Here is a 22,308-nt window from a genome sequence, read left to right on the forward strand (position 1 = left end):
ATCACTTCCTTTTAGGATTCTACAAATTTTTTTCCATTCCTTCTTGTAATCTTAAACTCACATGGTATTTATGCCCTCTTGAGCATCCTTCTAATCAGGTCTAGTTCTTTGGTTTTAAAGACAAAAAGCATGACTGTGTAAATTATACATCCCATCCCAACCATGATAGCAAGCTGTATTACTAGACCAAAAAAGCCAGTAATATTTAAAGCTTCCCTTGTGTAAGGCATTGCAGCTGTTAAGATAACAGCCATTACAGCTGCAGCAGCAGTAGCCTTTGCCAGGGGTATAATCAACTGGGCAAAATCCATACTAGGTAAATAGTTACGAAAAACAACCAGCAGGAGAATTATATTAATAACAGCAGATAAAGAGTTAGCTAGTGCAAGTCCTCCATGGCCAAAAGCTGGAAGCAAAGCTATACTAAATAATACGTTTAGCATGGCACAAAACAGTCCCAATATTAATGGAACCTTAACCATGTTTAGCGCATAATAAGCCCTGGTGACAACTGTATTGGCACCAACGGCCCAAAGTCCTAGGGAAAAGTACCACAATGCAATAGCTGTTCTTTCAGTAGCATAAGCATCAAAGGCCCCTCGCTCAAATACAATTTGAATTAAAGGCTCTCTAATAACCATCAAGCCTGCAGCAGAAGGAATGGCTACAAGAGAAACCAACGCCATACCCGTCACAAGTGATTTTGCCAGCCCTTCTTTGTCATTGTTTGCTGCATACTGTGAAAAGGCTGGAAATATAGCTGTAGCTATTGCAGCAACAAATATGCCCAGGGGCAGGGCCATTAATCTATAAGCAAAGTCAAGGGCGGTGATGCTTCCTGGTTCCAAGCCAGATGCAAATATTCTGTTCACAGCAAGATATATCTGATTAATTGCTATTGCTAAAGTTATGGGAAAAATAGTAGCTCCAGCTTTTTTTACTGCCGGATGGGCTTTGTCCCAGTCCCATTTCCACTCAAAGCCTAATTTTTTTAAATATGGAAGCTGTATAATCAGAAAGCCTATAAAAGCAGCCAGGGTTCCTACTGCTAGTCCATGGACCCTGTACTGTCCAGCGAAGATTAGCACAGATACTATAACTATTATGTTTGCAAGGGCTGGAGCAAAGGCAGGTATGCCAAACACCCCACTTGCATTTAAAACACCCGTTATGAGCATCCCTGCTCCCATAAATATAATAGAAGGAAAAATAATTCTTGTAAGACTAACTGTCAAGTCAAATGTTTCCTGGGAAAAGCCAGGAGCCAACAATTTAATTAACCAGGGGGCAAGGATTATCCCAAGTATTGTTATTCCCATGAGGATAACAACCGTCCAGTTAAACAGTATGCTTGTAGCCCTCCAGGCCTCAGATCTATCTTCTTTTATAAGATATGCCGTAATAATTGGCACTATTACAGATATAAAAGCCATGCCTAATACAGCCTGTAAAGCATAGGGCAGGGTGTAAGCAACTAAATATGCATCTGTAGCCCCACTAGCACCAAATTCCCTTGCAATAACTGCATCCCGAACAAATCCCAATACTCGACTTAGAAGGTTCATTAGTAAAACAATACCGGCAGCTTTAGCAATTTTTGTTCCTAGCGAGGCTTCCCTTTGTAGAGTCATTTTTTATCCTCTTCCTGCCTATATTACTATATCTAGAACATATATCCTTCTATCTAGTTCCTAGTTCCCTCAGGTTTTATCTCTCACATCTAATATTATAGGTAAGTTCCTTAATACAAGCAAGAAAAACCTCCAAATATATTAGACGCATTAGTCTGTTAAAAGTTCCATGTAAAGGTAAATTTTTAGCTAAAATTGGACAAAAAAAATAGGGGGCATGTTCCCCTTATATAAGTAGAGTATTAACAAACTCATTGGTCCACGACAGACGGCTCCAAATAGAGTTGTTAGCCTACTAATAAGCAAGTCCCGTGCCAAAAGGTTATAAATACAATAATAATAAATAATAAAATAAAAAATCACCAGGAATCCTGGTGCACATGAGCTCAAATAATTTGAATGGCTTTTCGAAATGCATCTCTTTAATTGGCAGCAAACAAAGAACGTCCATTTTTTTGGACGTCATGTTCAATAAATTGAACTTTTTCTGATTGATTTTTAAAACAACTCAAATAAAACCAAACCTATCATAGCAATTTTTTTGTGGCACGGTTTTTGCTAGTTAAATATTTCACAACTAGTTAAGTGTTTTAAAGTTAAATGTTTCACAAAAAGAAATCTAAAGGAGGGTATAAAAATGACTAATCCAATGACTAACCCAGCTGTTGACAGGAACCTTATCCTAAGTAAAAAACACCCATCAAGAGATGTAAATATTAAAATCAACACTATAGTAAAGCACAAGGAAAACTTTAAACCCTTATACAGCAAGCATAAAAAATTTTAAAAGTTTAGGTTTGCTAAACATAGCATACAAGGAGGTATTTACATGAATGTAGTAGCAATGAAAAAGGAATCGCTAGTTATGAAGGGTTTTGCAATGAAGAGAATTGGAGATGCTGGATGGATAGAAAAACAAAGGCCCCAATGCGGTCCATTAGATGCAATTATAACACCGCTAGCTTTAGCACCTTGCACATCAGATGTTCATACTGTTTGGGAAGGCGGCGTTGGTGAAAGATACAATGTAATCCTTGGTCATGAAGCTGTTGGAGAAATTGTTGAAGTTGGTAAAGATGTAAGAGATTTTAAACCTGGCGACAAGGTTATTGTACCTGCAATTACACCAGACTGGAATACCATGGAGATTCAGAAAAACCTTCATCCACACAGTGGTGGAATGCTTGCGGGTTATCAATTTACTAATATAAAAGACGGAGTTTTCGGGGAATATTTCCATGTAAATCATGCAGATATGAACCTGGCGTTACTTCCAGATGGAATTTCATATGAAGCTGCCTTAATGATGACAGACATGATGACTACCGGTGTTCATGGTGCAGAATTAGCTGATATTCAAATGGGTGACACTGTAGCAGTTTTAGGCATTGGACCAGTTGGCTTAATGAGTGTTGCTGGTGCTAAACTGCGTGGTGCAGGAAGAATTATCGTGGTGGGAAATAGACCTGTGACTATTGAGGCAGCCAAATACTACGGAGCAACTGATATAATAGATTATAAAGAAGGTCCTATCGTAGAGCAGGTTATGGAGTTAACCAAAAACAAAGGGGTTGAAGCAACTATTATTGCTGGTGGAGGAGCTGATATCCTTTCAGATGCAGTAAAAATCACTGCTCCAGGTGGAAATATTGGAAACGTAAATTACTTTGGAGAAGGTGAAATCCTGCCCATTCCCCGTCTAGAATGGGGTCTTGGTATGGCTCATAAGACAATTAGAGGAGGCCTTACTCCCGGTGGCCGTGTTAGAATGGAGAAAATGATTGCCCTTGTACAGGCTGATAGAATAGACCCTGAAAGAATGGTTACTCATGTGTTATATGGATTTGAAAGTGTTGAACAAGCGCTTCTTATGATGAGAGATAAGCCCAGAGACATGATTAAGCCTGTAGTTATAGTTTAAAAGCACCATGCAAGAATTTAACAAAACAATAATTATAAAAAGATGGCTTATGTTTTTTTATAGGCTGTCTTTTTTAAATGTTTTAGATGTAAAGCCTGAAGATATACCTTGCACTAGCAATACTTGCAAAACCATCTGCTGCTTTCATGGGCATACACCGGGTGACTACAGGTAATACCAGCACTAGAATCAATAAATAGTATAAAAAAGTGAATAGTATATACAGAAAGGATTGTGAGCAAAGTGACCAAACCGCAAGAAATAAGTGTGACTAGACCTATTAGTGAAGACCTGCCAGAGGATAAGTTTCATCAGCTGGACGCCTTTTTAGATAACATGGGGACTACCAAGGGCTCGCTGATAGAAATTCTGCATAAGGCCCAGGAGATTTTTGGCTTTCTCCCCCGGGACCTGCAGCTGTATATTGCCCGAAAGCTGGGAATTCCCGGAGCAGAGGTATTTGGCGTGGTAAGCTTTTACTCTTACTTTACTACCAAGCCAAGAGGGAAGCATACTGTCAGCGTCTGTATGGGAACAGCCTGCTTTGTGAGAGGTGCGGACAAAATCCTGGATAAATTTAAAGAGAGTATCGGCATTAACGCCAATGAGACCTCGGAAGATGGATGCTTCACACTGAGAGATGTCCGCTGCATCGGCGCCTGTGGACTGGCGCCTGTGGTGACTGTAAATGACAAGGTTCATGGAAGACTAACAGAAGATCAGGTACCCGATGTGGTGAATAACTATCGAGCAAAGGAGGAATAGCTTTGATTAGCAGCTTAGCCGAATTAAACAGTATCAAGCAGCAGTCCTTGGCCAAAGTAATTTTGCGCCAGCATGTGGATGTGGTTAAAGAGGGCGTCTTCCCTAAAGAGCGGATGAACCTCTTGGTATGTGCGGGCACAGGCTGTGTAGCCAGTGATAGTGAAAAGGTGATCAAGAACCTGAAGATTGTCATCAAGGCCAGGGGGCAGGCAGATCAGGTAAGTGTAGTAAAGACCGGCTGTTTTGGCTTTTGTGAGCAAGGACCTATCGTAAAGGTAGAGCCAGACAATGTGTTTTATGTGCGAGTAGGGCCAAAGGATGCCAAGGAGATAGTTGACGAACACATAATTAAGGGCAATCACGTGGAGCGGCTGCTTTACCAGGACCCCAACACCAAGCAGCTGGTTCACCTGCAGGAGGAAATGAACTTCTATAAAAAGCAGATTCGGGTAGCCTTGCGCAACTGCGGTTTAATAAACCCAGAAGACATCTATGAATATATAGCAGTAGGCGGCTATGAAGCCCTGGGGCAAGCCTTGACCAGGATGACTAGTGATCAAGTGATAGAGGAAGTGAAAAAATCCGGCTTGCGGGGTCGGGGCGGCGGAGGCTTTCCCACCGGCTTAAAATGGGAAATTACCAGGGCTCAGGAAGGTCAGGTAAAATATGTCATCTGCAACGCTGACGAAGGCGACCCAGGTGCCTTTATGGATCGCAGTATCCTGGAGGGAGATCCCCACAGCGTGTTAGAAGCCATGGCCATTGGTGCATACGCTATCGGCGCCGGTAAGGGCTTGATTTACATCAGAGCCGAATACCCCTTGGCCATTCAACGCTTAAATACTGCCCTTGTTCAAGCTAGAGAGCAGGGCATGCTGGGGAAAAACCTGTTTGGTACAGATTTTAGCTTTGATATTGACATCAAGCTGGGGGCGGGGGCCTTTGTGTGTGGGGAGGAGACAGCCCTGATTAATTCCTGTGAAGGTAAACGAGGAGAGCCCAGTAACAAGCCGCCCTACCCGGCTCAAGAAGGCTACTGGGGATATCCTACCTGTGTCAACAACGTGGAAACCTTTGCCAATATCCCAGCTATTTTGACTAAAGGAGCCCAGTGGTTTGCCTCCATGGGTACAGAGCGGAGCAAGGGAACCAAGGTTTTCGCTTTAGCCGGCAAGATTGACAATGTGGGACTAGTAGAGGTGCCTATGGGTCTCACCATACGAGAAGTAATTTACGATATTGGCGGTGGCATTCCCAATGGTAAAAGATTTAAAGCGGTGCAAACAGGCGGCCCTTCTGGGGGCGTGATAACAGAAAAGGATTTAGATACCCCCATTGAGTACGATCTCCTATTGGAAAAGGGCTCTATGATGGGCTCTGGTGGGATGATTGTCATGGATGAGGATGATAACATGGTGCATATAGCCAAATTTTATCTGGAGTTTACCATGAACGAAGCCTGCGGCAAATGTGTTCCAGGGCGGATAGGCACGAAGCGTCTTTTTGAAATGCTGGAAAAAATCACTGAAGGAAAGGGAACCATGGCAGATCTGGATGCCATCAAGCAGCTGGCCTACATGGTCAAGGAGACCTCTCTGTGCGGCCTGTGTCAAACTGCACCTAACCCAATTATCAGCACCATGAATCACTTTTGGCATGAATATGTTCAACTAGTGCAGAATGCAGAACATCCCCAGTGTAAAGGAAACCATGAAGCTAAAAGTAATACAGTGTAACTTCTTAAGAAAAGAGCGAGGTGAGACAATGTCAGGCAATCAAGAAAAACAAGAAGCTAGAAAACAGGTCAAGGTGCAAATCAACGATCAGCATATCACAGTGCCTGAAGGCATCACTGTGTTAGAAGCAGCCCACGAGATCGGGGTCAAGATACCTACCCTTTGTCACCTGGATTTGCACGATCTGCAGCTATATAATAAAACCGCCTCCTGCAGAGTTTGTCTGGTAGAAATGATACAGGGAAATAGCAACCACAATAAACTAGTACCATCCTGTGTAACAAGGATGGAAGAGGGAATGATGGTCAGGACTGATACCATTAAGGCTATTACCGCTCGCAGAATCGCCGTGGAACTCCTGTTATCCAACCACCCCAACGAGTGCTTTACCTGCCCTAAAAACCTGGAGTGCGATCTCCAATCCCTGGCACAGGAACTAAAAGTGCGGGAGATTCGCTGGGCAGGAGAGCGCATGAGCTATCCCATGGATATTTCCAGCGATGCCATAGCAAAAAATTCAAATAAGTGTATCTACTGCCGCCGCTGCGAGACGGGCTGCAATGTGGTTCAGACCTGTGGTATTCTCTCAGGAATTGGTCGGGGCTTCAACGTCTTTGTAGGTCCCTTTGCCAATATCCCCATGGCGGAATCCTCCTGCACCTACTGTGGTCAATGTGTTCAGAGCTGTCCTACAGCAGCACTGACAGAAGTCTATCATACCGACAAGGTTTGGAAGGCTATCTACGATCCAGACAAATTTGTGATTGTCCAGACAGCGCCGGCTATTAGGGTAGCCCTTGGCGAGCTCTTCGGCATGAAAGCGGGCACTATTGTAACAGGGAAGATGGTCACTGCGCTAAAGCGCATAGGCTTTGATGCGGTGTTTGACACCAACTTTGGGGCAGATTTAACAGTGATGGAGGAAGCATCGGAGCTAATTTATCGCCTGCAAAACAACAAAAACCTGCCTATTTTAACCAACTGCTGCCCTGCATGGGTAAAGTTTATCGAACATCAATTTCCTGATCTTATCCATGTGCCCTCTACCTGTAAATCTCCCCATATCATGCTAGGGCAGATTGCAAAAACCTATTACGCCGAGAAAAAGGGCTTAAACCCGGATAACATCGTAGTAGTATCCATCATGCCCTGCATCGCCAAAAAAGCAGAGGCTAAGCGGCCAGAGCTGACCAAGGATGCTCGCAACAATGTGGATATATCCATCACCACCCGAGAGATAGGAGCCATGATCAAGGAAGCAGGAATCGAGTTTGACCGTTTACCCGACAGTGAATTTGACAGCCCGCTAGGTGAAACTACTGGAGCCTCAGCTATCTTTGGCACTGCCGGTGGAGTTATAGAAGCGGCTCTCCGCACTGCCTACGAATGGATGACTGGTGAAACCCTGGAGCAGATAGAGTTTGAAGAGCTGCGAGGGATGGAAGGGATACGAAAGGCCACAGTGAAAGTCGGCGAACAGGAGCTGAACATTGGTATTGCCAGCGGCCTGGGCAATGCCCGAGTCATCCTGGAGGAAATTCGTGAAAGAAAATCCCAGTACCACGCCATTGAAATTATGGCCTGTCCCGGGGGATGTATAGCAGGGGGTGGTCAACCCTATCATCACGGTAACGAGGAAATAATCAAAAAGCGCCGAGATGCTATATATGAAGAAGATCGCAGAAAAGGCATTAGAAAATCCCACGAGAACAAAGAAATCCAGGATCTCTACAAGACCTTCTTGGGAGAGCCTTTCGGGGAGAAAGCCCACAAGCTGCTGCATACCCATTTTGAAAAGAGAGAAAGAATCTAATTTCTATATTTCTATAAACAGAATTCTAAAACTCAAATAGAGTTTCGACTTCATCTGAGTTTTAGAAGCAGTTACCTGGGAACGCACGCTAGAAAATAGGAGACTAGGAAATAGGAGTCTTAGTGATAGAACCGGCTGATGCAGCCGGTTCTATATATCATAGCGCTTCAAGATTTCATGAAGGGTACTTCTGTTTAAACCTAGATTTTTAGCAGCCCTTGCCTGTACCCAACCACTTTCCTCTAAAGCCTTGAGAATTATTTCCCTTTGGTACTGCTCCATATGTTCTTTAAGTGAAAAATTCTCTCCTAATATGGGTTTCTGACCTTTAAACCCTTCAGTTAACAGCTCAGGAGGTAAATCTTCAATTTTTATTTCTGAACCTTCACAGAGAAGCACGGCCCTTTCTATAACATTTTCTAGTTCCCGCACATTTCCCTTCCACTCTGCGTGCAAGAGCACCTCCATGGCAGCATTATCGATTCTGCTTACAGATTTTCTAAGCTTTTTATTAAATCTATGCAAAAAGGTAACTGCCAATAGTGGTATATCTTCCCTTCTATCTCTAAGGGGTGGTAGATTAATAGACACCACATTCAGCCTGTAATAAAGGTCAACCCTAAAGCTTCCCTTACTAATTAACTCCAGCAGGTCTTTATTGGTAGCAGCTAAGACACGTACGTCTACTTTTTTCGGTCTTGTATCTCCTATTCTTAAAAATTCCCCTTCCTGAAGAACCCTGAGGAGCTTGACCTGTAGTGTTAAACTAACGTCACCAATTTCATCTAAGAGAATGGTCCCCTTATGAGCTTCCTCAAAAAGACCTTTTTTGTCAGTAACTGCCCCTGTGAAACTACCCTTAACATGGCCAAAAAGTTCACTTTCCAGAAGTGTTTCGGGTAGCGCTGCACAGTTTATACTAACAAAACTTTCATTAGCTCGTAAGCTTAGTTCATGGACTGCTTGTGCAGCAAGTTCTTTACCTGTACCACTTTCACCTACAATCAGGACAGTAGTGTCAGTACGTGCTACCTTTTTTATCATCTGATATACCTGCTGCATGGGTCTACTGTTTCCAATAAATCTTCCTACACCGCTGGTACTTTCCTGAAGCTGGCTTTTTAAAAGTAGGTTGCTCTTTTCAAGCTTATCAATTAAATAAGGCAGGCACATTTCATTCTCTGCTAAGCCTCTGACTACAGCAGCAGCCTTGTTGCGGCAGGTTTCGTATCCGCATGCACCGCAGTTTAATTCATCTTCTATCTTGTATTTGCCAAGACTGAATAATATCTCTTGGATTTCCTTTTCTGAAGGTTCTTTTACAAACAAACTTTTATCTTTAAAGCTTCTTCCCAGATCTATCTGAATTTGCTCTGCTGTTTGTTCATGCTTTTGCGGGTCTTCTTCCTGTTTACGGGCATATTCCTTTAGCAAATGCATTCGAGAGTAGACGTCTCTTTTTTCACTAAACATTGGTCCGCTAATACATCCATTACAGAATAATATATCTGCAAAATCAAACTGAATGTTTCCCTGGGCTGCATTTCTTAGAAAGTTCAGGCTGTTTTCCCTCCCCTCAACTGTCAGTATCCTGTTTTCCAAGATATCTGCCTGTAGTGCTGCAGTTTTCAGAAGTCCTCCAGCCAGGGGAAATATTTTTGCTGCATGAACACTGGGACTATCAAAGGCTTCCTTATCCAAGCTGTCAGGATCAATTCCTTTAAGCTTTAGATATTCATTTAATTCAGGAAAAGTCAGGACACAATCCACACTGTCTTCCAGGCTTTCATCCTGCCTCTCTGCTTTTTTTGCTGAACAAGGCCCAATGAACACTACCTTAACCTTCCTGTCAGGATACATGTAGCGTAAATAACGCCCCACGGCAATCATGGGTGATACAATGGGAACTAATTTTGGTATTAGCGAGGGAAAATACTTCTCAATTAAGAATATAATGCTGGGGCAGGCACTGCTTATTAGCCCCTCTTGTTTTTCCTGCTTTAATATATATTCTCTATAAGACTGGGCTACTAATTGAGCGCCAAATGCAACCTCGTATACTTTTTCAAAACCTGCCTTTTTTAGAGCTGCAGCAACCTGGCCAGGCTCAATTCCAGCAAATTCTGCGATATAGGAGGGAGCCAAGCATGCAACTTTAATTTCATCAGTATCCATAATCTCTTGCAATAACTCCAGGCTGCTTCTTACACATTTTGCCTGTTTTGAACAAACTTCTATGCAATGTCCACAATATATACACAGATCAGGGATAACCATGGCCTGACCCTTTTCCACTTTAATAGCCTTAACTGGACAGTTCCTTATACAAGAAAAACAAATGCTGCATATTCCTTCTATGGTTTTTACAACACCCAACTAAATCACCTCTGACTGTCCTATGTTGATTAAACATACGGGGACACATCCCAATTAATTTTTTATGAGCGAGATATGTCCCCGGTAAGTTATTGCCGGCTTTGTCAGGAGATATGTCCCCATTTTTGCAGTCTGCATTTTATGGGCTAATATGTCCTGCTTCTATATATTATTCTACTTTTTTGAACTTACCCCTTTTTTCATAATGGGTATGCAGAAGATGATGGGATTTTTCTCCCAGGGGTTCTCCAAGGTATTCCTTGTACAGCTGTTGAACTGCAGGGTTCTCATGGGATTTCCTCAGTTTCATCATTTTATCAGCTGTATAGATACCTTTTATCCTCTTTTCTCTTATTTCAAGGTTAGTAGGAATAGGCTGGCCTCCACCACCTATACATCCTCCTGGGCAGGTCATAACTTCAATGAAATGGTAATCAGCAGTACCGTCTTTTATTTTATCCAGGAGTTTCCTTGCATTTGCAAGGGTATGGGCTACTGCAACCTTCACTTTTGTGCCCTTTAGGTCTACTTCAGCCTCTTTAATGCCCCTCATTCCCCTGACATTATAAAAATCAACGCTGGGAAGTTCCTCCTTTGTCACCAGCTCGTAGGCAGTTCTTAAGGCCGCTTCCATTACTCCTCCTGTTGCACCGAAAATAACACCGGCACCTGTTGAAATCCCTAGTGGTGCATCATATTCTTCAGATGGGAGTTTATTGAGCTGTATACCGGCCTGCTTGAACATCCTGGCCAACTCTCTTGTAGTTAGAACGTAGTCCACATCTGTGTAGCCACTGTCTGTCATTTCAGGCCTGTCTGCTTCAAACTTTTTGGCTGTGCAGGGCATGATTGAGACTGATACTATATCAGCTGGATCAATCTTCACTTTTTCAGCATAATAGGTTTTCAGCAGTGCCCCAAACATTTGCTGCGGGGACTTACAGGTTGAAAGATGTTCAGTTAACTCAGGATAGAAATGCTCAATGAACTTAATCCAGCCGGGGCTGCAGGAGGTTATCATGGGCAGAGTACCATTATTGGTAAGCCTTTCAATCAGCTCACTGCCTTCCTCCATAATTGTTAAGTCCGCCGTAAAATCTGTATCCATAACCTTATCAAACCCTATAAGTTTCAGGGCGGCAACCATCTGTCCAGTACTCACCGTGCCAGGCTCTAAGCCAAATTCCTGACCTATAGAGACCCTTGTAGCAGGGGCTGTCTGTACCACAACATGCTTCCTGGGATCAGACAGGGCCTTCCAAACTTCCTCCGTATTCTCTTTTTCCACCAATGCACCTGTGGGACATACCAGAACACATTGCCCGCACTGGACACAAACAGAATAGGACAAAGCCTCATTGAACTGTGTACCGATCAGGGTTTTAAACCCTCTTCCCAGGGGAACAATGGCTTCCACTGACTGAACCTGCTTACAAACACTAACACAGCGGCGGCAGAGAATACACTTTTGAGGATCTCTAATAAGGGCAGGTGTTGACATATCCTTGGCACTTAGGTTGCGTTTTCCAACAAAGCGCATATCCCTAACCCCTAAGAGTTCAGCCATTTTCTGCAGCTCACAGTTTTGGTTGCGGATACACGTGAGACACTCAACATCATGATCAGACAACAACAGTTCCAGGTTAAATTTTCTTGCATTCCTAACTTTTTCAGTATTTGTTAGGACTTCCATACCCTGAGCAACAGGGACAACGCAGGCTGCTGCCAGGGTCCTTGCTCCAACGACCTCTACCACACAAATCCTGCAGGCTCCGACTTTATTTATATCTTTCATGTAACATAAAGTAGGTATATTTACACCGGCGATTTCTGCAGCCTCTAAAATTGTAGCTCCTGGGTGCACTTCAACCAACCGGTTATCAATTTTTAAACTAACAAGTTCCATTCATTCTCCCTCCTTGCTTGAAGATTTCTGTATCTACCTGATATCACAACGCATGCACCTTTGAGCTTCCCTTAAGGCTTCTTCCTCTGTAAAGCCAAGCTCTACTTCTCCAAAACCTGCAAGTCTCTCCTCTTTTTCCAGACTGCCCATTTTAACGCGCATTCTGACTTCCTCTAAAATTGGAGCAGACAGTTTGCGTTCAGGAGCAAGGGGAGCGTATACGCCTTTTCCATTCAAATATTTGTCAATGGATATGGCCGCCAGTTTTCCTGCTTTTATTGCAGCTACAACAGTATTAGGGCCTGTGACACAATCCCCGCCTGAGAAAACGCCCTCTAGTGATGTGGAACAGGTCTTGAGGTCTGAGATTATAGTTCCATTAGGATTTGTTTCAAGAACAAGCTTCTCATCTCTGTATAAGTCATCCACCTGCTGGCCTATGGCCGGTACAATCATATCCACATCCAAGGTGTAAGTTGATCCTGGTACCTGCACGGGTTTTCTTCGTCCACTTGGGTCAAAATCTCCTAGTTGAGACTGGACACATTCCAAGCGGCTTACTTTGCCGCCTTTGCCAATGATTCTAGTAGGACTAGCCAGGTAGCTTATCTTTACTCCTTCCTTAATGGCATCTTCAATTTCCTCGTTCATGGCAGGCATATCTTCTCTAGTTCTTCTATAAATTACATGAACCTCCTCGGCACCTTTTCTTATGGCTGAACGGGCAACGTCCATTGCAACGTTTCCTCCGCCTATTACTGCTATTTTCTTGCCTTTCATATCAGGCCCACTGCCGAGGTTTAGGTCTCTTAATAATTCAACTCCTGATACAACTCCCTTGAGGTGCTCGCCAGGAACTCCCATGTTTTGATCCTTATGGGCACCCACAGCTAAAAATACCGCAGAGTATGCTTCTTTAAGCTCTGAAAGTTTAATATCCCTTCCGACTGCAACTCCGGTTTTAATTTCTACTCCCATGTCTTCAATTACCTTGATTTCTGCCTGTAATATATCTGCCGGAAGACGATAATCAGGTATTCCAACCCTAAGCATTCCACCTGCTACAGGCAGTGCTTCAAAGATGGTAACCTCGTAGCCTGCCTTCCTCAGGTAATAAGCAGCTGTTAACCCCGCTGGCCCAGAACCAACAATAGCTACCTTCTTGCCATTACTTTCAGCTGCCTCTGGTACAGGTAAACCTTCTGGCATTAGGGCATCAGTGGCAAAACGCTTCAAGTCCCTTATGGCAATGCTATCGTCAAGCTTACTGCGGTTGCATCTGCCTTCACATGGGTGATGGCATACCCTGCCGCATATTACAGACAACGGATTGTCATTGCGCATTACTTCATAAGCCTCTCTATACTTTTGTTGAGCAATGAGGTCAACATATATGGGTATATCAATTCCTGCCGGACAGGTATTCTGGCAGGGGGAATTAAACATTGTAGCACACACAGAAGCCTCACAATATTTATCTTTAATATGAGCTTCATATTCATGCCTAAAATATCTTATAGTGCTTATTACTGGATTTGGAGCCGTCTGTCCTAAACCACATAGAGCTGATTCATTTATCTCTTTACCCAGCTCTAGGAGTAACTCAATATCTCCTTCTTGACCCTGACCCTTTGTTATACGGTCAAGAATTTCTAACATCCTTGTGGAGCCAATTCTACAGGGAGTACATTTACCACAGGATTCGTCCTTAACAAAATCTACAAAGAATTTTGCCAGGTCAACCATACAGGTGTCTTCATCCATGATAATTAGGCCGCCAGATCCCATAATGGTTCCTAAGTTAGTCAAGGATTCATAATCTATGGGCACATTCAAATGTTCAGCAGGAATACATCCACCTGAAGGGCCGCCTGTTTGGGCAGCTTTGAATCTTTTCCCCTCTGGTATACCGCCGCCTATATCAAAAATAACCTCTCCCAGTTTGGTACCCATGGGCACTTCCACCAGCCCGTTATTTTTTATCTTACCAGCCAGGGCAAAAACCTTTGTGCCCTTACTTTTTTCTGTGCCAATCTCTGCAAACCATTCCCATCCGTTTCTTATAATGGTTGCCACATTAGCCAGGGTTTCCACATTATTGATTATGGTTGGTTTACCCCATAAACCAGATGCTGCTGGAAAGGGTGGACGTGTTCTTGGTTCTCCCCTTCGTCCTTCAATTGAAGCTATGAGGGCAGTTTCCTCACCACAAACAAAGGCTCCAGCACCCAAGCGTATTTCCAGGTCAAAGGAAAAGTCGGTTCCAAAAATGTTATTCCCCAGGAGCTTTAGTTCTTTTGCCTGATCAATAGCTATTTTTAATCTTTTTACAGCTATGGGGTACTCTGCTCTTACATATAAATATCCTTTGCTGGCTCCAATGGCATAGCCTGCAATAGCCATACCTTCCACCACACTATGGGGATCACCCTCCAGAATACTTCTATCCATAAAAGCACCAGGGTCCCCTTCATCAGCATTACATACCACATATTTTGGAGTGCCTTCTGCTCTGGCAGCAAATTCCCATTTAAGTCCTGTAGGAAAACCACCGCCACCTCTACCTCTTAAGCCTGATTTTTTGATTTCTTCCAGCACCTGTGAAGGTTCCATCCTTGTTACAGCCTCTGCTAATCCAAAATATCCGTCCCTGGCAATATATTCTTTAATACTTTCAGGGTCTATCACACCACAGTTCCTCAAAGCAATTCTCTTTTGTCTCTTGAAAAAGTCTATACTGCCAAAATCAGGCTGCATAACCTGGGCACTTACCTCTTGGTAAGTAAGTCTCTTCAAGATTCTACCCTTGACAAAATGCTCTTCCACCAGCTCGGGTACATCCTCAGGCTTTACTGTACAATACAAAACAGCCTCAGGATAGACAATGACATTAGGTCCTAAAGCACAAAGGCCTGAACAACCCGTTTCAACTACCTTAACTTCTCTTCCTAGTCCCCTTTTGTCTAGTTCCTCCTTAAATGCTTCCATTATAGATTTGCTGCCGAAGGAATGACATCCTGTTCCTGAACAGACTAAAACGTGAGCACGAAACAATTGCACGAATCTCCCCTCCTTTATACCAAGCTCCTACTCATGTATAACCCATTGAGTAAGGACAGATTTGTTAATCAAATGCTTATCTACAATTTCCTTAACCATTTCTACATCAACATTGCCATACATAACCTTCTTTTGTCCGGGAATATGAACTTCAATGAGAGGCTCTTGAATACAAAAACCTATGCACCCCGTCTGGGTTACCACTGCGTCAATATTTCTTGCAGCAATTTCTTCTATAAATGCATTCATTACTTCTCTAGCTCCTGAAGCTATACCACATGTACCTAATCCTACGATAATCCTGACTTTCTCGCCCTCTTCCCTTAACCTGATTTCCTCCATTGCTTCCTTTCTAATCTTTTCTAAATCCTGAATTGTCTTCAACTTACTCATCACCTCCATCATATAGCTTAGATAAACCCTGCCCAATTGTTTCCCTAATCCATTGAAGAACTTTTGGATGGTTTACTGGCACGGGTGATACAATTTTTTCTATCTGCTTACTATCAAAAGTAAATAGACACCCATTAAACTCATGGGTATATATAACCCTAATACTAGAAGCAGAACATAGAAAAGCCGTAATGGTTCCTGCCACATCCCCTAATGGGGGTCTATCCCAATGGCTTCTTTGAAATGTGGCTTTTACTATTAGGCCCTGTGAGTGGGCTGGGGTTAACTCCACTTTGCCATTACAGGCCTCAGCTGCAGCCTGTAAAAGGGCTAAACCTAACCCTACTTTCCTGGTTTTGCGCCCTGTTTTAAAGGGATCTAGAGCCTGTATCATAAGCTTTTCGTCCATTCCCCTGCCATTGTCCGCTGCAGTAATGATTATGATATCTTTCTGGCTATCCTCAATAATGTTAAGCTCAATTACAGTAGCACCGGCTTCCCAGGAATTCATTAAAAGATCAAGAATGTGTTGGGCTAGTTCTTCCATCTTATTCCTTGCAGCACTTTTTAACTGACTGTAATGCCTTGTCTGGTTTTAAAAGACCGTGGGCCTCATTGTTAATAGTCATAACAGGCCCTAAACCACAGGCACCCAGGCACCTTACACTTTCCAAAGAATACATGCCGTCATCTGTGGTATCTCCAGCCTCAACTCCCATATGCTTCTCCAGGGCTGTCAAGATTTCAGGTGCTCCCTTTACATAGCAGGCTGTTCCCATACATAAACACACCTTGTATTTTCCCTTTGGCTTGAAGGAAAAATGGGAATAAAAGGATGAAACGCTATAGACCTCTGACTGTGCAACTCCAAGCCCTTCAGCTATTTTTATCTGTACATCCCTTGGCAAGAAGCCTACAATTTCTTGTATTCGATGTAAGACTTCAATCAGCGCTGAAGGCTGTCCCCTGAACTCTTCAATAATCTCATCAATTTGGGGGTTCAAAGTTTCCCAATCAATTTCAGGTAAAGCTGATGACATAAATTTACCTCCTTCATTTAGAAATTAACTGCTTAACTGCTGATTTCCAATCTTGAACTTGTTACTACAATCACAACCATGGCTGCATATATTTATGAATTAATCCCCCCTTTCAAAATCCTGAATTTATTATTTAACAGGGCTTTTTTAAGGGAATAAAAATCCAAGTCCCCCTTATAAGAAATATATGCCCTGCCAATATCACTTAAAAAATGTGCATCTGATGAAGAAATGATAGGATATCCAGTTATATCTATCCTTTCTATATATTCCTGTGGATTAACCCTTGCTGATACTTCAAGAGCGTCCAGCTTTAAATTCTTGGGAATAAAACCTAACAATGACAGCAGACTGTATGCCGGACGGTCTATATGGGCGGCTATTGCCAGTCCTTCAAATTCATGTGCCCCAGCTACTACCCTCTCAACATTCAACCTTACTGAGCTTAGAAGCAGTCTTTCCTCCATTCCTATAATGCTGCCTTTACTGTCCAACACTAACTGTTCACCAAAAATGCTTTTTTTGTTTTTAATGTCAGTCAGATAGTTCTCAATATATTTGTAAAATTCCTCTGCAGCAGAAACAGTTTCAAAAAGGCAGAGGATATGTACCTCCTCCTCGCATTGAATCTCAAGACCAGGAACAATTTTAATACTTCCACGCTTGAATGTATCTGCGGCCTCAACAAAGGATTTAAGGTTTAAAACGGAATTATGATCAGTAATACCTATAAGGTTTAAACCCATTTCATAGGCCCTTAGAAGAATCTGCTGTGGTCCCATTTCTTCATGAGCACAGGGAGAAAGGGCCGTGTGAATATGAAGGTCAGCATTTATATTCATTTCAGTCATTGCTTCTGACCTGCATTTTCTGTCATAAGTCTATAAAGCTTTCCCGCTGTTTCAAAGGCAGAATCATGGCTGTAAAATATTGGGATGTTTTCTCCTGTGGCCCTCTCCAGCACTTCTGCATCAGGCTTTTTACCAGATACCACAATGCCTGAAAGCTCATTAAGCGAGGCAACCGCTACAATGTTTATGTGTACTTGTTTAGTTATCCATAAATAACCACTCCTGGCTTCTGCTATGACAAAGCTTAGCAGATCAGAAGAATAACCCCATGTCACGTCTCTTTTTTCCCATTCCTTTAGCGATGGATTTAGCAATTCAATACCCATTTTGGAAGCAACGTAATTTAAGTGCACATTGTAAACCTCCCTAATAATGAATATTACTCCGAGTTTCGCTGACCCATTGCAGGGGGAACCTTTCTAGCCAGCTTTAATACTTCTTCTGCAAGGATTTCTACTTGCTTTCTCAATTTAAAAACACAGTCAGTCTCAAAGGCTAATCCCTTGACAATATCCTCTGCAAGGGCCCTGCAGTTTGGACAACCACAGGAACTGCAATCAAGTCCCGGCAGTTCCTCTAAGGTTCTTTCTAATTTCTCCATCTTAACAAGGGCTTCCGCCAGGTTGTCATCAAGATTTCTTACCTTTCGAGGTTGAAAATCACCTTTTAGTAAGCAGTGAGACAAATCCACAGTTTCCAAAAAATGCTCTAGCTGCGGATTTGTACCCTTGCTTACCAGCTGGTCAATTCGTACCCTGGCCAGGAAAGGGTTTTTGGCCACAAGAGACCCTCCTATACAACCACCCTGGCATGCCTGGCACTCAAGATATGCAATATCCCTCAATTCTCCTTTTTCAACTTGTTCTAAAACATTAATTACATTTTGTATACCATCAACAGCCAGTTTTGTACCATGCTTCAGTGCCTTTATCTCGCCACCAGAACTGCCCCATCCTATGCCTAACCCCGATGCTTTCTGAAGCTTTCTGTTACCCTTAAGGTCTTTAATGTGTTTTAATACCTGGCCATAAATAGTGGAAATTGAAATAGCACCATCTACATAAACGTGATTCTTGGCTGCTGGCTGCCTAATGGCTGTTATTTTACCAGGACAGGGGGTAATAAAAAAAGTTCCCACTTCTTGAGGGGCATATCCTTTAGAAAAAGCATTCCTTTTTGCATACATGGCCGCCATATTCATGGGAGAGTCTATGGGAATAATATGCTCTAAGAGCAGTGGAAAACGAACCTGAATAAGACCAACTACAGCTGGACAGGCCTGTGATATGAGAGGCTTTAGGCTTTGATTTTCTTGCAAGTAATTATTTATCCCCCTGGTTACTACCTCCGCTGCCAGTGCTACTTCAAAAACATCGTCAAAACCAATCATTATCAAGGCTTCCAAAATTTCATCAAGGGTATGTTTGGAGTCGAATTGCCCATAAAAAGAGGGTGCTGGAAGGGCAATTCTATATTTAAAATCATTTAATTTATCTAAAGAATCTTCAACTGCAATTTTGGCGTGGTTAGGACAGGTTCGTATACACTCACCACAGTCAACACAAAGCTCCTCAATAATTCGAGCTTTACCATCTCGTACCCGAATGGCTTCAGTAGGGCACCTTTTTATGCAGTTTGTGCATCCCTTACATTGTTCTTTATCTAACCTCACAGAATGAAAATACTGTTTCAAGGCTGTTTACCTCCATTCAAACTATAAGAAGAAAATTAGTTTATCCCAGTTAGATGTAAGTTCAGCTTCTAAATCATTATTTTTGGCTGGCGTTGATTATAACCCTTACCATTGTCCCTTTGCCCACTTCAGACTTGATCTCAATAAAATCAGTGCACCTTTTAATGTTAGGCAGCCCCATGCCTGCACCAAAACCCATTTCTCTAATGTTAGGTGGTGCCGTTGAGTAACCCTCCTGCATGGCTAAATCTATGTCAGGAATGCCTGGACCCTTATCCTGGGCAGTTAATTCAATAGCTGCAGGAACAAGGTTAACCTTAAGTATTCCACCGTTACCATGTATTACCATATTCATTTCCATCTCGTAAGCAGCAATGGAAGCCCTTCTTATCTCCAGTGGTTGATATCCTACCAATTGTAAAAGTTTTTTAATCTGACTTGAAGCCTGGCCAGCAGCAGCAAAATCCAGGGAAGCTACTGTGAATTCCTGCTCAAATTTACTCATCTTCAAACCTACTCTACAGTTTTGTTATACATAATACATTTCTACCCATTACCCTCACAACCTTTTAGACCATTAAGATAGAGAATGCCGCAGCTGTCATAAAGCATATAATTTGTTGCCAAAAGAGGTATATTCTTTTGTCTGGCAAAATCCACGACCTCCCCTGTGGGCCTTTTACCCCTTACAAAAACAACTGCAGCAGCCTCAATCATTTCTGCAGTGTTAATAACTTGAATATTTGTTAAACCTGTTAAAAGCAAAACATTTGGAGGTGTAAAGGCCAACACATCACTTAATAGGTCACACCCAAAGGCACAAGACACCGACTTTTCTAATAGTTCACTGCCCCATAAAACCTCTGCCTCTAAAAGCTTTTTCACTTCCTTGAGATCCATTTTGCTCCTCCAAACTTACCAGAACAGGCATTTAATAGTTTATAATAATTTATTATTACTTATAGCTGTTATAAAAAGTTATAATACATCACCTATTTTATTCTATATCCTATAGGAATTAACCTTCTCCTTTGGTTTTTTAGAGATTGTATTACTAAAAATAAAATTATTTTACTAATCACGAATTTTCCATCAACTCTTAATGTTATATCACATCCTGCATTTTAATGCATATTTTGGAATAGTATCTAACCTTTGTGAGATTTTTTTGTCTGGCGGCTGGTGTAAAAGTAAAAAAAGACCATCAGTAAGTATGCCGCTAAGGCATTTGATGGCCTTTTAATAAGCAATAAAATTGGGGTATCTTAAAAACCAACCAGAGGGGTGAGTAGCCCATGGGAGTCTCACCCACAGGCTCTCCCAGAACCGGACGTGAACCTCTCAGCTCATCCGGCTCCCATTATTCAGTCGTTAATTATACCAAGTTTCCAATGCACAAAAAGTTGAGGAACTGCCTCTGCTACTTTGATGAGCCATCTCCTAGCTCTAGCTTTGCTTCCATTGATATTCTTATACTTTCTTCGTACCCATTTTTGCAAGGTTTTGTTGATATATTTAAGCACAGGGGTTAATTCCGATTTGCAAAAACTACCATAGTAGTTTATCCATCCCCTTATCTTGGGATTTAGAAGGTCTGCCAAATCATTGATTTCTCGATTTGTTCGAAATTGAAGGTTCATATTTCTCACATTTTGTTTTATTGCCTTGCTTGCTTTGTTACTTATTGCTGGCGAGAATGTTATGAAGTACTCTCCTCGTCTGTTCTTGGCAAGCCTTGACCTAAAAGTATATCCTAGAAAGTCAAATTTCTCTTGAGTGTGACTTCCTTTTCTATTGTCATCTTTGCAATATACTATTCGGGTCTTGTCTGGATGCAATTCTAGCCCTATGTTCTTAAATCTTGCTGTTAGCGTTTCTAGTATGTTTTCTGTTTCTTCTAAGGTTGAGCAATGTACTACTCCATCATCTGCATATCTTGCCCATGGGTTATTGGGATAATTTATTTTCATCCATTTATCAAATGCATAGTGCATGAATAGATTTGCAAGTATCGGACTAATGACACCACCTTGCGGTGTTCCAGAGTCTCTTTTTATCTCTGTTCCATCTGCTTTTTGAAAAGGTGCCTTTAACCATCTCTCAATGTACAATATTTCCCATTTCTCCTTTGTGTGTTTGTGTACTGCCTTCATCAGGAGTTCATGGTCTATATTGTCAAATAGTCCTTTAATATCGAACTCTAGTACCCAGTCATATTCCCAGCACCTCTGTCTGGTAATGCCTACTGCTTCTATTGCTGACTTATTCGGACGGTACCCATAGGAGTCTTCCAGAAAGTAGGGTTCTACTTTTGGTTCAAAATGGATTTTTACTACCATTTGTGCTATTCTGTCTGCTACTGTCGGTATTCCTAGTACTCTTATCCCACCATTTTTCTTTGGTATATCAACTGCTTTTACTGCTGGGGGAAAGTATGTTCCAGACGACATCCTGTTCCATATTTTGTACAGATTGTTTTTAAGGTCTTTTTCAAATTCTTTTAGACTTACTTCGTCGATACCTGCAGAGCCTTTATTCGCTTTCACTTTCTCATAGGCTTCTTGTACTATTTGTTTTGGTATTCTAAACGGCTTTGTTTTGTTCATTAGCTCCTCCCATTTCTGGTTGACTGATACTCAAAACTGAATAATATAGTTCGCTTTCGCTACCCTTCACTCCACTTCCATTACAGAAGCTTCATCATTACTACGGTCTATTCCGCCCCTATACTCTGCATCCGTATTTCACCCTTATGGGGGTTTCCCATTTGTGGTTTTTCCGTTAGCATCAGAGTCGTAGGTTCCCACGTTCCCTATAAAAGCCTAAATCATGTTCATGTCACCTCTATGCCGGTCACCATATAGTCGGTAATCAGGTCTCCTCTATACTTATCCTAGAATGACGGTTAGATCCTAGTTTTGATGACTTCTTTTCCATGTTTCGACACTTGAACGGTGATTCGCTTGTACTCATCTCCATGATTCTCACCTGACAAAGTCTTAGCTTTGCCTTTTCCTTAACGCTCACCACCATGGCTTTTGACCACAGCAGCTTAAGGTGGTTTGGAGCCCACACCTGAATGTTGACTCCGAAGGGCCTTCCTTCATCTTTCATAGAGCCTAA

Annotated in this window: 19 protein-coding genes; 5 read left to right on the forward strand and 14 right to left on the reverse strand. The window is 42.3% G+C overall.

Going from position 1 to position 22,308, the window contains the following annotated elements:
- Window positions 1–68 precede the first annotated feature (68 nt).
- Entirely contained in the window at window positions 69–1,631 is a 1,563-nt protein-coding gene (gene murJ / locus K364_RS23705) for a murein biosynthesis integral membrane protein MurJ (protein ID WP_051533971.1), read from the reverse strand.
- Between the two features lie 637 nt (window positions 1,632–2,268).
- On the opposite strand from murJ, the gene K364_RS26695 reads away from it, so the two are divergent.
- From K364_RS26695 to K364_RS0110950, 5 genes are all read left to right on the forward strand, one after another.
- Window positions 2,269–2,418, forward strand: a complete 150-nt coding sequence (locus tag K364_RS26695) for a hypothetical protein (RefSeq protein ID WP_156946450.1) — start codon at window positions 2,269–2,271, stop codon at window positions 2,416–2,418.
- A gap of 78 nt (window positions 2,419–2,496) precedes the next feature.
- The gene (locus K364_RS0110935) at window positions 2,497–3,552 is read left to right on the forward strand and encodes an NAD(P)-dependent alcohol dehydrogenase (protein WP_028308061.1); all 1,056 of its coding nucleotides are present in this window, start codon (window positions 2,497–2,499) and stop codon (window positions 3,550–3,552) included.
- Window positions 3,553–3,795: 243 nt separating this feature from the next.
- Entirely contained in the window at window positions 3,796–4,317 is a 522-nt protein-coding gene (locus K364_RS0110940; RefSeq protein WP_051533972.1) for an NADH-quinone oxidoreductase subunit NuoE family protein, read from the forward strand.
- Between the two features lie 2 nt (window positions 4,318–4,319).
- Window positions 4,320–6,053, forward strand: coding sequence for a NuoF family protein (locus K364_RS0110945; RefSeq protein WP_028308063.1), 1,734 nt, complete (start codon window positions 4,320–4,322; stop codon window positions 6,051–6,053).
- A gap of 28 nt (window positions 6,054–6,081) precedes the next feature.
- Window positions 6,082–7,866 carry an NADH-dependent [FeFe] hydrogenase, group A6 gene (locus K364_RS0110950; protein WP_028308064.1) on the forward strand — a complete coding sequence of 595 codons (1,785 nt, stop codon included), beginning with the start codon at window positions 6,082–6,084 and terminating at the stop codon, window positions 7,864–7,866.
- 150 nt (window positions 7,867–8,016) lie between these two features.
- Here the strand turns inward: K364_RS0110950 and K364_RS0110955 are convergent, their stop codons facing one another.
- From K364_RS0110955 to K364_RS0111015, 13 genes are all read right to left on the reverse strand, one after another.
- Window positions 8,017–10,242, reverse strand: coding sequence for a sigma 54-interacting transcriptional regulator (locus tag K364_RS0110955; protein WP_028308065.1), 2,226 nt, complete (start codon window positions 10,240–10,242; stop codon window positions 8,017–8,019).
- Window positions 10,243–10,411: 169 nt separating this feature from the next.
- The gene (locus tag K364_RS0110960) at window positions 10,412–12,148 is read right to left on the reverse strand and encodes an NADH-dependent [FeFe] hydrogenase, group A6 (protein ID WP_028308066.1); all 1,737 of its coding nucleotides are present in this window, start codon (window positions 12,146–12,148) and stop codon (window positions 10,412–10,414) included.
- A 33-nt stretch (window positions 12,149–12,181) separates the two neighbouring features.
- Entirely contained in the window at window positions 12,182–15,208 is a 3,027-nt protein-coding gene (nuoF, locus tag K364_RS0110965) for an NADH-quinone oxidoreductase subunit NuoF (RefSeq protein WP_035268559.1), read from the reverse strand.
- Window positions 15,209–15,235: 27 nt separating this feature from the next.
- Complete coding sequence (locus K364_RS0110970) at window positions 15,236–15,601, reverse strand: (2Fe-2S) ferredoxin domain-containing protein (RefSeq protein WP_051533973.1); 366 nt, start codon at window positions 15,599–15,601, stop codon at window positions 15,236–15,238.
- A complete protein-coding gene (locus tag K364_RS0110975; protein WP_028308069.1) occupies window positions 15,594–16,148 on the reverse strand; it encodes an ATP-binding protein in 555 nt (184 codons plus the stop codon). The genes K364_RS0110970 and K364_RS0110975 overlap by 8 nt, the downstream gene beginning before the upstream one ends.
- Before the next feature lies 1 nt (window position 16,149).
- Complete coding sequence (locus K364_RS0110980; protein WP_035268562.1) at window positions 16,150–16,641, reverse strand: NADH-quinone oxidoreductase subunit NuoE family protein; 492 nt, start codon at window positions 16,639–16,641, stop codon at window positions 16,150–16,152.
- Window positions 16,642–16,733: 92 nt separating this feature from the next.
- Window positions 16,734–17,492: a PHP domain-containing protein gene (locus tag K364_RS0110985; protein ID WP_051533974.1), complete on the reverse strand. Its 759-nt coding sequence runs from the start codon at window positions 17,490–17,492 to the stop codon at window positions 16,734–16,736.
- Window positions 17,489–17,845 (reverse strand): hypothetical protein, encoded by a 357-nt coding sequence (locus K364_RS23710; protein WP_035268565.1) that lies wholly within the window; start codon window positions 17,843–17,845, stop codon window positions 17,489–17,491. Before K364_RS23710 ends, K364_RS0110985 begins: the two co-directional genes overlap by 4 nt.
- A gap of 26 nt (window positions 17,846–17,871) precedes the next feature.
- Window positions 17,872–19,185 carry a [Fe-Fe] hydrogenase large subunit C-terminal domain-containing protein gene (locus K364_RS0110995; RefSeq protein WP_028308072.1) on the reverse strand — a complete coding sequence of 438 codons (1,314 nt, stop codon included), beginning with the start codon at window positions 19,183–19,185 and terminating at the stop codon, window positions 17,872–17,874.
- Window positions 19,186–19,261: 76 nt separating this feature from the next.
- Window positions 19,262–19,690, reverse strand: coding sequence for an ATP-binding protein (locus tag K364_RS26700; RefSeq protein ID WP_035268569.1), 429 nt, complete (start codon window positions 19,688–19,690; stop codon window positions 19,262–19,264).
- A gap of 41 nt (window positions 19,691–19,731) precedes the next feature.
- Window positions 19,732–20,085, reverse strand: a complete 354-nt coding sequence (locus K364_RS26705) for a DRTGG domain-containing protein (protein ID WP_028308074.1) — start codon at window positions 20,083–20,085, stop codon at window positions 19,732–19,734.
- Window positions 20,086–20,549: 464 nt separating this feature from the next.
- Window positions 20,550–21,791, reverse strand: a complete 1,242-nt coding sequence (ltrA, locus tag K364_RS0111010; RefSeq protein ID WP_028306901.1) for a group II intron reverse transcriptase/maturase — start codon at window positions 21,789–21,791, stop codon at window positions 20,550–20,552.
- A 265-nt stretch (window positions 21,792–22,056) separates the two neighbouring features.
- Window positions 22,057–22,260 (reverse strand): hypothetical protein, encoded by a 204-nt coding sequence (locus K364_RS0111015; protein ID WP_156946394.1) that lies wholly within the window; start codon window positions 22,258–22,260, stop codon window positions 22,057–22,059.
- Window positions 22,261–22,308: the final 48 nt, after the last annotated feature.

Source organism: Desulfitibacter alkalitolerans DSM 16504 (assembly GCF_000620305.1).
GTDB classification, from domain to species: domain Bacteria; phylum Bacillota; class DSM-16504; order Desulfitibacterales; family Desulfitibacteraceae; genus Desulfitibacter; species Desulfitibacter alkalitolerans.

Coding starts and splice junctions, on each gene's coding strand:
- murJ (WP_051533971.1), bottom strand. CDS start 1,631: ATGACTCTACAAAGGGAAGCCTCGCTAGGAACAAAAATTGCTAAAGCT.
- K364_RS26695 (WP_156946450.1), top strand. CDS start 2,269: ATGACTAATCCAATGACTAACCCAGCTGTTGACAGGAACCTTATCCTA.
- K364_RS0110935 (WP_028308061.1), top strand. CDS start 2,497: ATGAAGGGTTTTGCAATGAAGAGAATTGGAGATGCTGGATGGATAGAA.
- K364_RS0110950 (WP_028308064.1), top strand. CDS start 6,082: ATGTCAGGCAATCAAGAAAAACAAGAAGCTAGAAAACAGGTCAAGGTG.
- K364_RS0110960 (WP_028308066.1), bottom strand. CDS start 12,148: ATGGAACTTGTTAGTTTAAAAATTGATAACCGGTTGGTTGAAGTGCAC.
- K364_RS0110970 (WP_051533973.1), bottom strand. CDS start 15,601: ATGAGTAAGTTGAAGACAATTCAGGATTTAGAAAAGATTAGAAAGGAA.
- K364_RS0110975 (WP_028308069.1), bottom strand. CDS start 16,148: ATGGAAGAACTAGCCCAACACATTCTTGATCTTTTAATGAATTCCTGG.
- K364_RS0110980 (WP_035268562.1), bottom strand. CDS start 16,641: ATGTCATCAGCTTTACCTGAAATTGATTGGGAAACTTTGAACCCCCAA.
- K364_RS0110985 (WP_051533974.1), bottom strand. CDS start 17,492: ATGACTGAAATGAATATAAATGCTGACCTTCATATTCACACGGCCCTT.
- K364_RS26700 (WP_035268569.1), bottom strand. CDS start 19,690: ATGAGTAAATTTGAGCAGGAATTCACAGTAGCTTCCCTGGATTTTGCT.
- K364_RS26705 (WP_028308074.1), bottom strand. CDS start 20,085: ATGGATCTCAAGGAAGTGAAAAAGCTTTTAGAGGCAGAGGTTTTATGG.
- ltrA (WP_028306901.1), bottom strand. CDS start 21,791: ATGAACAAAACAAAGCCGTTTAGAATACCAAAACAAATAGTACAAGAA.